We start from the raw sequence: 16,332 nt of genomic DNA on the forward strand, positions 1-16,332 counted from the left end.
AATAATAAGAGGTCATCATGGACCAGCTCATGGCGATGCGCGCCTTTACGCGGGTCGTGGAATCCGGAAGCTTTACCCGCGCGGCGGACTCGCTGAATATGCCGATCGCCACCCTGAGCAAGCTGGTCAAATCACTTGAGGCGCACCTGGATATACGCCTTCTGCACCGCACCACTCGACGGGTGGTCGCGACGCCTGAAGGGATGGAATACTATGAAAAAGCGCTCAGGGTCTTGATAGATATCGAAGACATCGACACCGCGTTTCGCATTTCCCGCGCGACGCCAAAAGGGCATCTGCGGGTTGATATAGGCGGATCCACCGCCCGCGACGTGCTTATCCCCCTGCTGCCGGATTTTATGCAGCGCTACCCGGAGATCCGCATCGACCTTGGGGTAGCCGATCGTCCGGTGGATCTCATCAGCGGTAACGTAGACTGCGTCATCCGCGGCGGGCCGCTGAACGACTCTACCCTCATCGCCCGCCATCTCGGTAACGCCGAAATGGTCACCTGCGCGACGCCGGGTTACCTGAAAAACCATGGCGTTCCGGCCTATCCGCAGGAGCTGTGCAACGGGCACAAGCTCATTAGCTACCTCTCGCCCGTCACCGGGCGGGCGTTTCCTTTTCGCTTCAGAAAGAACGGCGAGGCGCTGGAAATCAACGTTCCGCATTATCTCGGCGTAAATGAAAGTAATGCCCATCTGGCGGCTGCCGCGGCGGGGCTGGGGATCGTTCAGACCTTTGAGTATTCGGCAAACGCGTATTTACGGGCGAGAACGCTGACGGCGATTCTGAGCGACTGGCGCCCTGCCGCCTATCCGTTTCATGTGGTTTACCCTCAGAACCGGCATCTGACGCACCGTCTTAAGGTGTTTATTGCCTGGCTGGCGGAGGTGTTTCCCGCCGCGCTGAAGGGATAGCCGGGCGCAAACCCGGCTGCGGTTTAATTAAGCTTATAGTCCAGCGTAATCTCAGTTTTCAGGAGCTGCGAAACCGGGCAGCCCGCTTTGGCTTTCTGAATAATACCGTCGAACTGCTGGGGGGCGATGCCGGGAACGGTCACCTTGCTTTTCAGGGCAACCTTCGTAATCGCAAAGCCGCCGTCGGTTTTATCCAGAGAGACGTCCGCGGTGGTATCAATGGAATCGGCGGTATAGCCCGCTTCACCGAGCATCAGCGACAGCGCCATTGAGAAGCAGGCCGCATGTGCCGCGCCAATCAATTCTTCGGGGTTGGTCCCCTTTTCGCCCTCAAAGCGGGTATTGAAACCATAAGGCTGCTGATTGAGAACGCCGCTCTCGGTGGAAACCGTTCCTTTTCCGCGCTTAATGTCGCCAGACCAGTGTGCCGAACCGTGCTTATGAATAGTCATTCTTGCTCTCCTTTTGGCTTACAAAGGGTTAAGTATAGACTACGCATCTGCCCCACCCTGGAACACAGACAATTCCAGGACTTTCACCTGCTGAACCGACAAAAAGGATAATGATATGGCGCTAAAAATCAGCATGGCCGTTGCCCTGACCACACTGGCGGTATCGCTGTCTTCACTGGCGAAAACGCCGGAGAATTTTATCTACACCAGCTCCGGCGAGCTCGACGCGGTGTTTCCGCTCGTTGCGCGAAGCGATGTCGGCGGGGTGCAGATCGTTTACAACTGGCGCTTGCTGGAGCCCGGCAAAGACAACTATGACTTCTCGCGGATAGAACAGGATCTGGCGCGCGTTAAAGCCGCCGGAAAAAAACTCTTTATTCAAATCCAGGATCGCTTCTTTGAGGCGGACGCCCGCTACGTGCCGGACTATCTGATGCACGATAAGCAATACGGTGGGGGGATTGCGCCGCAGTTCGATAACCCCGGCGAAGGCAAGCCTGTCGGTTCCGGATGGGTGGCGCGTCAGTGGGATCCCGCCGTGCGCCAGCGCTACCAGGCTTTGCTGGCCGCCCTCGCGAAACGCTTTGATGGCGAGGTGTATGGCGTAAACCTGCCCGAAACCGCCATCGATCTCGACGAAAAAAATCCGCCCGCCGGGTTTACCTGCGACAGCTATTTCGCTGGAGAAATGGAAAATCTGGCCTTTGCGCGAAAGGCTTTTAAGAAATCACACGTGGTGCAATACGTGAACTTCTGGCCGTGCGAGTGGGATAATGACCACAACTACATGGGCCGTCTGTTTACGTATGCCAGCGCCAACAATGTCGGTCTGGGTGGGCCGGACATTGTTCCCAACCGCAAGGCACACATGAAGAATGCCTATCCCTTCTTCCATAAAAATAAACAGACGCTGCCGCTCATCGCCATGGCGGTTCAGGAACCGACCCTGACCTATAAAAATCCTGAGACCGGCAAGCCCTTCACCAAAGCAGAATTTGATCGGTTCGCGGAAAATTATCTCGGGGCGGATATTATTTTCTGGAGCACGTCCTCTCCCTGGCTAATGGCAAAATAATCGACCGCAAGGCCTGCTCTTAAGCCAGGTAGCGGGCCAGTTCGTCGAGGAACACGCGCAGCGCGGCAGGCTGGTATTCCCGTGACTGATAAATGCCATGGATGGCAAGCGGTTTCGGCTCCAGAGCCTCCAGTACCGACACCAGCAATCCCTGATCCATCGCGGCACGCGCCTCGCGCTCCGGCAACATGGCAATACCACAGTGCTTAATCGCCGCGTCCATCAACAGCGAAGAGATGCTGGCGCTCAGGTTGCCGCTGACGGCCACGCTCAGGCTTTCGCCCTCAGGCGTCAGGAAGTGCCAGGACTGCCCGGCAAAAAAGCTGTAGTGCAGGCAGTTATGCCGGGCTAGTTCTTCGGGACTGACGGGAATACCGTGCTGTGCCAGATACTCCGGCGAGGCGCAAAGCACCGAGCGGCACTCCCCCAGCCGGCGGGCAATCATGCCGGGTTCAGGGTTATCGGTAATACGTACGGCGACATCAATGCGCTCTCCCACCAGGCTGACCGGGTGGTTGTTCACGTCCAGCTCAATGCGCAGCTGCGGGTAGCGCGAGAGCAGACCGGGCAGCACCGGCGCAATCAGATGCATTGCGGTAAAGTGCGCGCAGGCCACCCGCAGGGTGCCGGACGGCAGATCTTTTTCCGACTGGCCTTCAATTTCCTGTGAGATCTGCGAGAGCGTCCGCGTTTTTTGCAACACCTTTTCGCCAGCCGCGGTCAGCGTCAGCTTGCGCGTGGAGCGGTTTACCAGCCGCGTGCCCGCCCATTTCTCCATCTGTTCAAGGTATCGGCTGACCATCGGGCGGGAAATACCCAGCGCGCGGGCTGCAGCGCTCAAACTCCCCAGCTCGCATATCCGGTTGTAAACCTGAGCGGCAATAACGCGATCCATATAAGCTCCATTTGCTCGATTTATGAAACTAAGCATGTCTTGTTTCAGGAATTCTGGCAAATGCAAATATCCGTACAATAAAGACATTCCTGAACAACAGAGACAACAGCATGAAATTCACTCACCTTGCCCTGCTTTCCACCCTTTTCACACCCGCTGTTTTTGCCGCGCCGTTGACCATTGACACCTATAATCCGCAGGAGAAAGGCATTTTCGCTGTCTCCTCCACGCTGGTTTCCGGCCCGAAAGAAGCCGTACTGTTTGACGCGCAGTTCAGCGTGAAGGATGGCGAAGCGCTGGTAGAGAAAATTCGCCGCAGCGGTAAAACCCTGAATAAGATTGTGATCACCTCCGGCGATCCGGACTTCTATTTTGGCCTGCAGCCGCTGGTCAAAGCCTTCCCGAACGCCAAAGTGGTGGCCACGCAGCACGTGGTTGACCACATCAAGGCCACCAAAGACGCCAAGCTCGCCTTCTGGGGTCCACAGATGAAAGACGGCGCACCGACCGAGCTGGTCGTCCCGCAGGTGCTCGCCTCCACCACGTTTATGGTTGACGGTGAGAAGATCGACATCGAACAGCCTGACAGCTACGCGGCCTATGTGTGGATCCCGTCAGCGAAAACGATCCTCGGCGGCACCGGGGTAGCCTGGGGTATTCACGTCTGGACGGCAGACACCCAGACGGCGGAAAGCCGCAAGCAGTGGCAGGAAACGCTGGTGAACATGGCGGCGCACAAACCCGAGCGCGTGATTCCGGGTCACTATCTGGGTACCCCGCCAGCCGGGACAGGGGCGATTGATTTTACCCGCGACTATCTGCAGCATTTTGAACAGGCGTTATCGGCACATAAAGATTCTGCGGGCGTCATCAGCACCCTGAAAAAACAATATCCAAACCTGGTCGAAGAGAGCTCGCTGGAATTAAGCGCTAAGGTGAATACTGGCGAAATGAAGTGGTAATTTAAATTCTGCTCCTGCTATATTTTCGTGATAGCAGGAGCACCGTTATAATATCCTCTCAACAGCACTTCGATTAACCCCCACATTTCAAAAGCGCATAAAAGCATGCACTTATGTCATTTTTATTTCTAAGATGAATCTGAACCACAACCGGGAAAATATTTGCCATTCTGTTTATGAATTACATTTTTTGCGAGCCGTACCATTAAACAGAAAACGACACGGAGGCAGCATGTTTACTTATTACCCGGCTAATACCGCAGCAGCACAACCTGAACTCGTTAACGCGATTGCGCAGGGTCTTCACGCCGAGCACGGTGCTGTGACTGAAGATGACATTTTGATGGAACTGACCAGGTGGGTGGAATCCACAGATAATGACATCCTCAGTGACATCTACCAGCAGACCATTAACTACGTCGTCAGCGGGCAAAACGCACCCTTGTAAAAACCTGCTAAGCTGGATCTGCAACCTAAGGGGTTACATTTCGTTTGCGTAAGCAAACTGGTCCTTAAAACTATCAACAGGATTGAGGAGTTAACATGAAATCGAACCGTCAGGCACGCCATATTCTGGGACTGAACTACAAGCTTTCGAATCAGCGTAAAGTGGTGATTGAAGGCGACCACGAAACGCAGGTCACGCACGCCACCGGCAGAAAACGCCACGCCGGCAAGTAAGTTTCAGACTGAGATCCAGAACACCATCGGTAATCCCGGTGGTGTTTTTGTTTATGTGTTGCGGTAATTAATATTTAGCTCCTTTATAATACCGTCGGACCGCACCCCATCGCACAGGCCAGAAAGATGACAAACAGCAGTGTCAGGGACGGATCTTCATAAAAAGAGTGAGTGACATGGACAACAAACTGAAAAAACATCGTTCCTTATACATCCCATACGCCGGACCGGTTTTACTCGAATTCCCCCTGCTCAACAAAGGCAGCGCCTTCAGTATGGAAGAGCGCAGCAGCTTTAACCTGCTGGGTTTACTGCCGGAAGTGGTTGAAACCATTGAAGAACAGGCAGAGCGCGCGTGGATCCAGTATCAGGGTTTCAAAACTGAAATCGACAAACACATTTACCTGCGCAACATTCAGGACACCAACGAAACCCTCTTCTATCGCCTGGTGCAGAACCATCTCGAAGAGATGATGCCGGTGATCTACACCCCAACGGTGGGTGCGGCCTGCGAGCGCTTTTCAGAGATCTACCGTCGCTCCCGCGGGGTATTCATCTCCTATCAGAACCGTCACAACATGGACGATATTCTGCAGAACGTGCCGAACCACAATATCAAAGTCATTGTGGTGACCGACGGCGAACGTATTCTCGGCCTCGGCGACCAGGGCATTGGCGGGATGGGGATCCCAATCGGTAAACTCTCTCTCTATACCGCCTGCGGCGGCATCAGCCCGGCGTATACCCTGCCGGTCGTACTGGACGTCGGCACCAACAACCAGCAGCTGCTCAACGACCCGCTCTATATGGGCTGGCGCCATCCGCGCATTACCGACGACGAGTACTATCAGTTTGTCGACGACTTCATCCAGGCAGTGAAGCACCGCTGGCCGGACGTTCTGCTGCAGTTTGAAGACTTCGCGCAGAAAAACGCGATGCCGCTGCTGAACCGCTATCGCGATGAGATCTGCTCCTTTAACGACGATATCCAGGGCACCGCAGCCGTGACGGTGGGTACGCTTATCGCCGCCAGCCGCGCAGCCGGCAGCCAGCTGAGCTACCAGAAAATCGTCTTCCTGGGCGCAGGCTCTGCGGGTTGCGGTATTGCCGAGCAGATTATCGCCCAGACGCAGCGCGAAGGCTTAAGCGAAGAGCTGGCCCGCTCCCGCGTCTTTATGGTTGACCGTTTCGGCCTGCTGACCGACGGCATGCCGAACCTGCTGCCGTTCCAGACGAAGCTGGTGCAGAAGCGCGAGAACCTGAAAAACTGGGATACCGACAACGAAGTCCTTTCCCTGCTGGACGTGGTGCGCAACGTGAAGCCGGATATTCTGATCGGCGTTTCCGGGCAAACCGGCCTCTTCACCGAAGAGATCATTCGCGAGATGCACAAGCACTGCGAACGCCCTATCGTGATGCCGCTTTCCAACCCGACCTCCCGCGTGGAAGCGACGCCGCAGGACATCATTGCCTGGACCGAAGGTAACGCGCTGGTTGCGACCGGCAGTCCGTTCGATCCGGTGGTGTGGAAGGATAAAACCTATCCGATTGCCCAGTGCAACAACTCCTATATCTTCCCGGGCATTGGGCTGGGCGTGATCGCCTCCGGCGCGTCCCGTATTACCGATGAGATGCTGATGTCGGCGAGCGAAACCCTCGCGGGCTACTCTCCGCTGGTCAACAACGGTGAAGGGCTGGTGCTGCCGGAGCTGAAGGACATACATAAGGTGTCGCGCGCGATCGCGTTTGCGGTAGGTAAAATGGCGCAGCAGCAGGGCGTGGCGGTGAAAACCTCTGCCGACGCGCTGCAGCAGGCCATCGACGACAACTTCTGGAAGCCTGAATACCGCAGCTATCGCCGTACGTCGATTTAATCCGCTCCGCCCGGTGGCACTTCGCTTACCGGGCCTACGGGCCGGGTGTTTTCCCTCTCCCTGTGGGAGAGGGTCAGGGTGAGGGCAACAGACCGCACCATCGAATACCCACTAGCCAAACCCCTTTTCCCCCGCTACACTCCATTCATCCATTAACCCACTGAATATATAAGGAGGCCAATTATGCTGTATCGTGAAATTTTCAATGTTTCACATACATTTGGTGATCGCACCAGCTCAAGCGTTATCGGTATCGTGCTGCGATAACTTCTGCTTGAGCGAAGACACCAACCCCTGAAATCCCTTCTCTCGGGCTTACTGAGTTATCGTCAGCGATGTTTGACGAGGCATAAACATGCCTGTAACTCTTGGGTAAGCAACAATGAGCACTTTACTCACTGCACAATCTTTACGCGTTGATACGGCGTTTGGCACGCTCTTCGACTCACTCTCCTTTACGCTGAAAAAAGGCGACCGCATTGGCCTGCTGGGCGACAACGGCTGCGGCAAAAGTACGCTGCTGAAGGTGCTGGACGGCACGGACTCCCCTGCGGCCGGAACGGTAGCGTTGGCCGGGCACTGCCTTATGGCGCGCGTGGAGCAACATCTCCCGGACGCTATTTTACCGCTGACCATGCTGGATGCCGTCCTGGCCCAGTTGCCCTCAACTGAACGGGACAGCCTGCGCTGGAAAGCCGAAACGCTGCTGGCAGGCATGGGCTTTACGCCGCAGGATATGATGCTGCACTCCGCCACGCTGAGCGGCGGGCAGCACACCCGCCTGCTGCTGGCGCGGGCGCTGATTCACGAGCCAGACCTTCTTCTGCTCGATGAACCCAGCAACCACCTTGATTTGCCGACCATGCTCTGGCTGGAACACTTCCTACAGAACTGGTCGGGTAGCTTTGTGCTGGTCTCGCATGACAGACGGCTGCTGGATGCCGTCACCAACGGCAGCTGGATCCTGCGCGATAAAACGCTGCACTACTTTGCCCTTCCCTGCACGGCGGCACGTCAGGCGCTTGACGCCAAAGATGAAAGCGACGCGCAGCGCCACAAGGCGGAGCAAAAGGAGATCGACCGCGTAACCGCCAGCGCCAAACGTCTGGCGACCTGGGGCAAGGTTTACGACAACGAAGACCTGGCCCGCAAAGCCAAACAGATGGAAAAACAGGTCGAACGGCTCAAAGAGAGCCAGACCGCGCTCACGGCGGGCAGCCCGTGGACGCTAACCCTGCGCGGCGACGCGCTGCGGGCGGATCGTCTACTGGAGATGGAAAACCTCGGCGTCCCGCCCGCGCCTGGGCTACCGCCGCTGTTTAACATCGAAACGGCGCGCCTGAAAAGCGGCGATCGCGTGGCGATTGTTGGTCGTAACGGCTGCGGCAAATCGTCACTGATGAAGCTTATCTGGCGACATTTTACGGATGAACCGGCGGAAAGCGGGCTGAAAATCCATCCGCGCGTGTCGCCTGGCTACTACGACCAGACGCTTCATCAGCTTGCAGACAACGCCACGCTTCTCGACGCGCTGGAGCCTTTCGCACCTGATCCGCAGAATCGCAAAATGGCCCTGATAAGCGCCGGGTTCCCGTGGTCCCGCCACGGGCAAAGAGTCAGCACACTCAGCGGCGGCGAGCGTTCGCGCCTGCTGTTCGTGGGCCTGACGCTTGCCTGCTACAGCCTGCTGATGCTGGATGAGCCAACTAACCACCTCGACATGGAAGGCAAAGAGGCGCTGGCGCAAACCCTTCAGCAGTTTGAAGGCGGCGTTCTGCTGGTCAGCCATGACCGACAGTTAATTAGCCAAAGCTGCAACCGTTTCTGGCTGATTGAAGAGGAAAAGCTGAGCGAGTGGCACGATGCAGAAGCGGTCTTTGAGCGTCTGCGTGAAAGCGCGGGGCTGGTGACATCCACCGCACCTGCTATCACCGCTTCGGCGGTTCAATCCTCGCCGTATGACGATCTGCTCGAACGGCTGGTCGCACTGGAAACGCTGCTGGAAGACGATCTGGCGCGTAAGCCTAAGCATCAAAAGCCGCAGCTGCAGGCTCAATGGCGTAAAGAGATTAAGGAGATAGAAGCACAGCTGTAAGTCTGCGCCCGGCGAGTCTCTCTCGCCGGGCCAGTATTTTCCCCCTAAATTATTAGAGGAACGCCGTATTCTTATTCTGAAAATGGATTAAATAATGACATTATGTTGCCGTTGCCTTGCATTACAGCGCCAAACCACTAATCCTTGAGGAGTATTACACCTGCTATGCAGATACTCATCATGAACAAGGAGATACACATGAAGGCTGCTGTTGTCACTCAGGATCATCAGGTTAATGTCACCGAAAAAACCTTGCGCCCGCTAAAGCACGGGGAAGCTCTGCTGAAGATGGAGTGCTGTGGCGTATGCCATACCGACCTCCACGTGAAGAACGGTGATTTTGGCGATAAAACCGGGGTTATCCTGGGCCATGAAGGGATTGGTATCGTAAAAGAAGTCGGCCCAGGCGTGAAATCGCTGAAAGTCGGCGACCGCGCAAGCGTGGCCTGGTTCTTTGAAGGCTGCGGGCACTGCGAATATTGTAATACCGGCAACGAAACCCTGTGCCGTGACGTGAAAAACGCCGGTTACTCCGTTGACGGCGGCATGGCGGAAGAGTGCATCGTCACCGCGGATTATGCGGTAAAAGTGCCGGACGGTCTGGATTCGGCGGCGGCCAGCAGCATCACCTGCGCCGGGGTCACCACCTACAAAGCGGTGAAGGTGTCCGAAATCAAACCAGGCCAGTGGATTGCGATTTACGGTCTGGGCGGTCTGGGCAACCTCGCGCTGCAGTACGCCAAAAACGTCTTTAACGCCAAAGTCATCGCGCTTGACGTTAACGACGAACAGCTGAAGCTGGCGGCCAGCATGGGTGCGGATCTCACCATCAACTCCCGCAGCGAAGATGCCGCTAAAATTGTGCAGGAGAAAACCGGCGGCGCGCATGCTGCAGTCGTCACCGCCGTCGCAAAAGCCGCCTTCAACTCGGCGGTAGATGCCGTACGTGCCGGTGGCCGCGTGGTCGCGGTTGGCCTGCCGCCGGAAGCGATGAGCCTGGATATTCCGCGTCTGGTGCTGGACGGTATTCAGGTGGTGGGTTCGCTGGTTGGCACCCGTCAGGATCTGCAGGAAGCGTTCCAGTTCGCCGCTGAAGGCAAGGTCGTGCCGAAAGTCACGATGCGTCCTATCGAGGACATCAACGCCATCTTTAAAGAGATGGAACAGGGCCAGATCCGTGGCCGTATGGTGATTGACCTGCGTTCATAATCACCCACCGTTCAATTACCGCTCCTGACAGGGGCGGTTTTTTTATAGCCATTTTCCGGCAATCCTTATCTTAATTCCTTTGTTCCCTTGTTTTCCCCCGCGCCCGATGATGAATCCGACGCTAACAAGAAGATAACAAAGGAATTCACCATGCAAACCCCATTTCGTCTGCCGCTGCTGACGGCGCTGATTCTGACGACCACCGCAGCGTGGGCAGCAGATGCGCCCGTCAAAGGCGGCACTCTGATTTATCTGGAGCAACAGGCGCATACCAACCTTTACCCGCCTGCCGGCGGCTTCTACCCGAACGGCGGCATTCTGAACCAGATCACCGACAAACTGACGTGGCAGAACCCGAAAACGTTACAGGTGGAGCCCTGGGTAGCCGAAAGCTGGACCACCAACGCCGATAAAACCGAATACACATTTAAGCTGCGTCCCGGCATCACCTTCTCCGACGGCACGCCGCTGGACGCCAACGCCGTAGCGAAGAACTTTGATACCTACGGCTTAGGCAACAAAGCGCAGCGTCTTCCGGTGTCAGAAGTGATCAATAACTACGATCGCAGCGAAGTGGTCGACCCGCTGACCGTGAAGTTCTACTTCAAAAAACCGTCGCCGGGGTTCCTGCAGGGCACCGCCACGATTGGCTCGGGCCTGGTTTCGCTCAGCACGCTGAAGCGCAACTTTGAAGAGCTGGGTGACGCCCGGCATATCATTGGCTCTGGCCCGTTTGTGGTGAAGGACGAGAAGCTGGGTCGCGAAGTGACGCTGGAAGCGCGTAAGGACTACCAGTGGGGACCGAAAAACCTGGCGCAGCAGGGGCCGGCCAATCTGGACGGCATCAAGTTTATCGTGACCCAGGAAGACAGCGTGCGCGTCGGCGCCCTGCTGGCCGGTCAGGCCGACTTTATTCGCCAGGTCCAGGCGTATGACGAAAAGCAGGCGACAGACCAGGGCTATAAAATCTACGCCGCCCCAACGCGCGGGGTGAACGACAGCATCAGCTTCCGCCCGGATAACCCGCTGGTCTCCGATATTCGCGTGCGCCAGGCGCTGCTGCATGCCACCAACGCAAAACAGGTGGTCGAGACCCTCTTCTCGGCCAACTATCCGCAGGCGAAGTCGGTGATTGCCGATTCCGCCGCCGGTTTTGTCGATCTCAGCGATAAATTGACCTTTGACCCGGCAAAAGCCAACCAGCTGCTGGACGAGGCGGGCTGGAAAGCGGGCAGCGACGGGATCCGCGCCAAAGACGGGCAACGGCTGGCGCTGACGGTGTACGAATCCCTGCCGCAGCCGCAAAACAAAGAGGTGCTGCAGCTGGTTGCCCAGCAGTGGCGCCAGGTGGGCGTGGCGCTGAGCGTGAAGGCCGGCGACGCTGGCAGCCGCACGCTGGATAACCTTGATCCGCTGAAAACCCCGTTAACCGTCTCCGAAGTGGGACGCGCCGATCCTGACGTGGTGAAAAGCATGTTCTACCCCGCTAACCGCGACGCGCTGCTGCAAAAAGGCGGCTCCAGCGACAAGGTCAAAAGCTTCCGTGACGACAAGCTGAATGCGCTGCTGGTAAATATCTCCTCAGAGGTCGATCAGCAAAAACGCCTGCAGCTGACCGGCGATGCCCAGCGCTACCTGCTGGATAACGCCTACGTCATTCCAATTTTCGAGGAGCCGCAGGTCTTTGCCGGTGCGCCGTGGCTAAAAGGCGTCAAGTTTGAAGCGGTCGGCCGCCCGTCGTTCTACGGCGCGTGGATTGAGAAACACTGAGGAGCTGACGATGCGCCACGCACTTCTTCAACGCTTTGGGCACGGGCTGCTGGTACTGTGGGCCGCCTTTACCCTCTCGTTCGTGTTGCTCCAGGTGCTGCCGGGCGACGCGGTGCTGATTAAATTTCAGAACCCGGACCTGGGCTTAAGCCCGGCGCAAATTGAGGAGATGCGCGTGGCCTACGGCGCGGACAGCCCGCTGTGGCAGCAATACGGCCATACGCTGCTGGCGATGCTGCGCGGAGATTTCGGCTATTCGCTACAGGCCGGCGTGCCGGTCAGCGAGCTGATTGCCAGCAATCTGCCGGATACCCTGAGCCTCGCCCTGCCCGCGTTTGTGCTCGCGGTTCTGCTGGCGTTTGCGCTGGCCTTTGCGTCGCGCCTGCCGGGTCTGCGCTGGCTGAGCAATACCCTCCAGTCTCTGCCGGTCCTGTTTATCTCCTTACCCACGTTCTGGCTGGGGATTGCCCTCATCCAGCTCTTTTCTTTTCAGCTGCGGCTGATCCCGGTGATTAACCCGACGCCGCTGCAGGGGCTGATCCTGCCGATCGTGACCGTCGCGATCCCGATCTCCGCCCCGCTGGCGCAAATCCTGATGCGCAGCCTCGACCAGGTGGCGACGCATCCGTTTGTTGCCGTAGCCCGGGCCAAAGGGCTGAGTGAAACCGCCGTGCTGTGGCGTCACGTGACCCGCAACGCCCTGCTGCCTGTCCTGAACATTGCCGGGCTGCTGCTGGGCGAGCTGATTGCCGGGGCGCTGATCACGGAAACCGTTTTTGGCCGCAGCGGGCTCGGGCAGCTGACCCAGCAGGCGGTGAATAACCAGGATATTGCCGTACTTCAGGCGGTAGTGATGATTTCCGCCCTCGGCTTTGTCCTGATCAACCTGCTGGTGGACCTGCTTATGCCGCTGCTGGATCCCCGTCTGCAAACTGTTACCGGAGGTGCATCATGAGCCTGGTCGATTACGCTGCCGCCGCGCGAAAACGCGTTCCCGGCTGGCAGGGCGTCGCGTGGCAGCCCGGACTGTGGCTGGCATGGGCGGTAATTATCATTGCGATTTTCTCCGCCGTGGCGCCCGGCCTGTTAACCCACTACAGCCCGATTGAGGGCATCGCCGGAGCGCAACGTCTGGCGCCGCAGGCGGGACACTGGCTCGGCACCGATCAGCTTGGCCGCGATGTTTACACCCGTATTGTGTACGGTGCGTCCCACTCCCTTAGCGCGGCGCTCGCTGCCGTCACGATGGGGCTGGTGGTCGGCACAGGTCTGGGGGTTGTCGCCGGGGCGTTCGCCGGACGCGTCGAGTCTTTCCTGATGCGTTTTGTCGACGTACTTTTGTCCATTCCGTCTCTGCTGCTTTCCCTGACGGTTATTATTCTGCTCGGGTTTGGCACCGTTAACGCCGCCATTGCCGTCGGCGTGGCCTCCATTGCCAGCTTCGCCCGCCTCGCGCGCGGTGAAGTGGTGCGCATCCGCCATACGGATTTCGTCGAGGCGGCGTTCGGCAGCGGCGGGACGTTCCTGGCGGTGCTGTGGCGACACATCCTGCCCAACGCTTTAACCGCCGTCCTTGCCTTTGCCACGCTCCAGTTTGGTCAGGCTATCCTGGCCCTTTCAACGCTGAGCTTTCTCGGCTACGGCACCCCGCCGCCCGTGCCGGAATGGGGCTTATTGATCGCCGAAGGCCGTAACTATCTCTCTACCGCCTGGTGGTTAACCACCTTCCCCGGCGTGGTCGTCATCGCCGTCGTGCTTGCCACCAACCGTATCAGCCAGCAGTTCAGCGGAGGCCTGAAATGACCGTACTCTCGGTAGAAAACCTGACCATCAGCTACCGTACCGCGCGCCAGTGGCGCGAGGTGGTGCATAACGTCAGCTTTACCCTCAAGCGAGGGGAAATGCTGGCGTTTGTCGGCGAATCCGGATCCGGCAAAACGACCACGGCACAGGCGATCATTGGCCTGCTGGCGGATAACGCCCGTCGCGATGCGGGGAAAATCGTGCTCAACGGCGAGGAGATTAGCCGGTGGTCAGCGAAGCGTCTCGATACCCTGCGCGGGGCGCGAATCAGCCTGGTTCCGCAGGATCCGGGTAATTCACTCAACCCGGTGAAGACGATCGGTGGTCAGGTCGGGGAAATTATTCAGCTGCACCATAAGGTGACTCGCGCCCAACGCGACGAGCTGGTGCTTGCCCTGCTGACAAAGGTCGGCCTGAGCCACCCCGAACAGCGCATGAAGCAGTATCCGCACCAGCTCTCCGGCGGAATGAAACAGCGCGTGTTGATTGCCATCGCGATAGCGCTGCGTCCGGACGTCATCATTGCCGATGAGCCCACCAGCGCGCTGGACGTGACGGTGCAAAAACGCATTCTCGATCTGCTGGATATCCTGCGCCGGGAATCGGGTACTGCCGTTCTGTTTGTCACCCACGATCTGGCGCTGGCCGCTCAGCGCGCGGACAGGCTGCTGGTTTTTCGCCATGGTGAGGTTCAGGAGCACGGCGACACCGCCGATATCGTTCGCACGCCGCAGCACGCCTACACCCGCCAGCTGCTGAGCGATCTCCAGGGCCAGCGCCTGACCATCGCCCCGGTAGCCGGCCTGCCGCTCGCGTCACCGGCCATTCGCGCCCGCGCCATCAGCAAACGGTTCTCGCTGGGCAAAGATCATCAGCTTCAGGCGCTGGACCGGGTGACGTTTGACGTCAGGCGCGGCAGCACCCATGCGCTGGTCGGTGAATCCGGCTCGGGGAAGACCACCCTCGCCCGTATTTTGCTGGGTTTTGAACAGGCCGACAGCGGACAGGTCATTATTGATGACATTGATGCCACCGCCCTCAGCCGCGAGGCCCGTCGTCAGCTGCGCCAGAAGATCCAGTTTGTTTACCAGAACCCGTTCGCCTCTCTCGATCCGCGTCAGACGCTGTTTGACATCATCGAAGAGCCCCTGAAGAACTTTTCCCGCCTCGCGAAGGCTGAGCGAAAGGTGCTAGTGGAAACCGTGGCGCAGCGGGTTGCGCTGCCCGTCGAACTCCTGACCCGCACCGCCAGGGAGCTATCAGGCGGTCAGCGCCAGCGCGTGGCCATCGCCCGGGCGCTGATTCTGGAGCCGACTATTCTGGTGCTGGACGAAGCCACCTCCGCGCTGGACGTCACCGTGCAGGCGCAGATCCTGGCACTGCTTCAGCAGTTACAGCAGCAGCTGGGATTAACCTACCTGTTCATCACGCACGATCTCTCCACCGTTCGCCGGATCGCCCACAGCGTCACGGTGCTGCGCAGCGGTCAGGTGGTCGAACAGGGCGACGTCGAAACCTTATTCACGTCGCCACAGAACGACTATACCCGCGAGCTGATTGCTGCCATTCCCCATTTTTCACCCGCTACGGAGGAGTTCGCATGACGCGAAAACGCCTGGGATTTTTCACCCGCCTGCTTGACGACGCCACGCCGAAGGAGCGCTATCGTCTGGCAACCGAACAGATCCGCCACGCCGAACGCCACGGTTTTGACAGCGCCTGGATTGCTCAGCACCACTTCCATGAGAATGAAGGCGGCCTGCCGTCGCCGCTGCTGTTTCTGGCCCACGTTGCGGCGCATACCGAAACCATTCGGCTGGGTACGGCCATCATTACCCTGCCGATGGAAAACCCGCTGCGCGTCGCAGAAGATGCCGCGGTGCTGGATTTACTCGCCGATGGACGTCTCGAAGTCGGTTTTGGTTCGGGCGGCACGCCGACCTCTTTCCTGCCGTTCGGACTGACGTTTGAACAGCGCGGCGCGGCCTTTGCCGACCATCTACATGTGATCCAGAGCGCCTGGCGCGGGGATTCGCTCACCCATCCGGATAACCACCTTTACCCGCCTGCACCACAGCTGGCTGACCGGATCTGGATTGCCACCTTTTCCGTCGACGGTGCCGTTCGCGCCGCGCGGGCCGGACACGGTTTAATGCTCTCCCGCACGCAGCCGCGCCCGGCAGACCAGTTGGATTTACCGCTCGACGCGATCCAGAACCCGATTGTGGATGCCTACCTTGAGGCGCTGCCCGCGGGCATCGCACCGCGCATTCTTGCCTCACGTACCGCGTTCGTCGCCGACAGCGATGACTATGCGCTGAAGGTTGCGACGCCGGGCCTCACGAAACAGGCAAAGCAGCATCGCGCTGCCGGACACGCGGTTAAAGGTGACACCGTCACAGATTTTCGTCGCCAGTTCGACGCCCACATCGGTTCGCCCGAGACGGTGCTGCGTTCGCTGCAGGCCGATTCCGTTCTCCGGCGCGCCACGGACATCTCATTCCAGGTCCATTCGGTCGAGCCCACCCATCGCGACACGCTGCGCTCTATCGAACTGATCGCCGAACATATTGCCCCCCACATCCTTTGAGGA

Annotated in this window: 15 protein-coding genes; 13 read left to right on the forward strand and 2 right to left on the reverse strand. The window is 58.3% G+C overall.

Annotated features, from left to right (window positions below):
* The first annotated feature begins 17 nt into the window (after window positions 1-17).
* Entirely contained in the window at window positions 18-923 is a 906-nt protein-coding gene (locus AB3N39_RS10815) for a LysR substrate-binding domain-containing protein (protein ID WP_367896706.1), read from the forward strand.
* A 23-nt stretch (window positions 924-946) separates the two neighbouring features.
* Here the strand turns inward: AB3N39_RS10815 and AB3N39_RS10820 are convergent, their stop codons facing one another.
* A complete protein-coding gene (locus AB3N39_RS10820; protein ID WP_367896707.1) occupies window positions 947-1,375 on the reverse strand; it encodes an OsmC family protein in 429 nt (142 codons plus the stop codon).
* Between the two features lie 115 nt (window positions 1,376-1,490).
* Between AB3N39_RS10820 and AB3N39_RS10825 the strand changes: the two genes are divergently transcribed.
* Window positions 1,491-2,450 (forward strand): hypothetical protein, encoded by a 960-nt coding sequence (locus AB3N39_RS10825; protein WP_367896708.1) that lies wholly within the window; start codon window positions 1,491-1,493, stop codon window positions 2,448-2,450.
* Between the two features lie 19 nt (window positions 2,451-2,469).
* Here the strand turns inward: AB3N39_RS10825 and AB3N39_RS10830 are convergent, their stop codons facing one another.
* On the reverse strand, window positions 2,470-3,345 hold the full coding sequence (locus tag AB3N39_RS10830; RefSeq protein ID WP_367896709.1) for a LysR family transcriptional regulator: 876 nt from the start codon (window positions 3,343-3,345) through the stop codon (window positions 2,470-2,472).
* Between the two features lie 110 nt (window positions 3,346-3,455).
* Between AB3N39_RS10830 and AB3N39_RS10835 the strand changes: the two genes are divergently transcribed.
* From AB3N39_RS10835 to AB3N39_RS10885, 11 genes are all read left to right on the forward strand, one after another.
* Window positions 3,456-4,307, forward strand: coding sequence for a Vmh family MBL fold metallo-hydrolase (locus AB3N39_RS10835; protein WP_133294476.1), 852 nt, complete (start codon window positions 3,456-3,458; stop codon window positions 4,305-4,307).
* A gap of 232 nt (window positions 4,308-4,539) precedes the next feature.
* The gene (gene bdm / locus AB3N39_RS10840) at window positions 4,540-4,755 is read left to right on the forward strand and encodes a biofilm-dependent modulation protein (protein WP_008501713.1); all 216 of its coding nucleotides are present in this window, start codon (window positions 4,540-4,542) and stop codon (window positions 4,753-4,755) included.
* Between the two features lie 95 nt (window positions 4,756-4,850).
* Window positions 4,851-4,988 carry a stationary-phase-induced ribosome-associated protein gene (gene sra / locus AB3N39_RS10845; protein ID WP_008501714.1) on the forward strand — a complete coding sequence of 46 codons (138 nt, stop codon included), beginning with the start codon at window positions 4,851-4,853 and terminating at the stop codon, window positions 4,986-4,988.
* Window positions 4,989-5,164: 176 nt separating this feature from the next.
* Entirely contained in the window at window positions 5,165-6,862 is a 1,698-nt protein-coding gene (locus tag AB3N39_RS10850; protein ID WP_023335794.1) for an NAD-dependent malic enzyme, read from the forward strand.
* A 382-nt stretch (window positions 6,863-7,244) separates the two neighbouring features.
* Window positions 7,245-8,957, forward strand: coding sequence for an ABC-F family ATP-binding cassette domain-containing protein (locus AB3N39_RS10855; RefSeq protein ID WP_325813465.1), 1,713 nt, complete (start codon window positions 7,245-7,247; stop codon window positions 8,955-8,957).
* A gap of 198 nt (window positions 8,958-9,155) precedes the next feature.
* Complete coding sequence (adhP, locus tag AB3N39_RS10860; protein WP_115875167.1) at window positions 9,156-10,166, forward strand: alcohol dehydrogenase AdhP; 1,011 nt, start codon at window positions 9,156-9,158, stop codon at window positions 10,164-10,166.
* A gap of 150 nt (window positions 10,167-10,316) precedes the next feature.
* Window positions 10,317-11,936, forward strand: a complete 1,620-nt coding sequence (locus AB3N39_RS10865; protein ID WP_367896710.1) for a TIGR04028 family ABC transporter substrate-binding protein — start codon at window positions 10,317-10,319, stop codon at window positions 11,934-11,936.
* Between the two features lie 10 nt (window positions 11,937-11,946).
* The gene (locus AB3N39_RS10870) at window positions 11,947-12,891 is read left to right on the forward strand and encodes an ABC transporter permease (protein WP_136194913.1); all 945 of its coding nucleotides are present in this window, start codon (window positions 11,947-11,949) and stop codon (window positions 12,889-12,891) included.
* Window positions 12,888-13,739, forward strand: a complete 852-nt coding sequence (locus tag AB3N39_RS10875; RefSeq protein WP_136194914.1) for an ABC transporter permease — start codon at window positions 12,888-12,890, stop codon at window positions 13,737-13,739. The genes AB3N39_RS10870 and AB3N39_RS10875 overlap by 4 nt, the downstream gene beginning before the upstream one ends.
* Window positions 13,736-15,343 carry an ABC transporter ATP-binding protein gene (locus AB3N39_RS10880; RefSeq protein WP_325849262.1) on the forward strand — a complete coding sequence of 536 codons (1,608 nt, stop codon included), beginning with the start codon at window positions 13,736-13,738 and terminating at the stop codon, window positions 15,341-15,343. Before AB3N39_RS10875 ends, AB3N39_RS10880 begins: the two co-directional genes overlap by 4 nt.
* Window positions 15,340-16,329, forward strand: coding sequence for a putative FMN-dependent luciferase-like monooxygenase (locus AB3N39_RS10885; protein WP_133294481.1), 990 nt, complete (start codon window positions 15,340-15,342; stop codon window positions 16,327-16,329). Before AB3N39_RS10880 ends, AB3N39_RS10885 begins: the two co-directional genes overlap by 4 nt.
* The last annotated feature ends 3 nt before the right edge of the window (window positions 16,330-16,332 follow it).

The organism is Enterobacter vonholyi (genome assembly GCF_040834095.1).
Lineage (GTDB): Bacteria > Pseudomonadota > Gammaproteobacteria > Enterobacterales > Enterobacteriaceae > Enterobacter > Enterobacter vonholyi.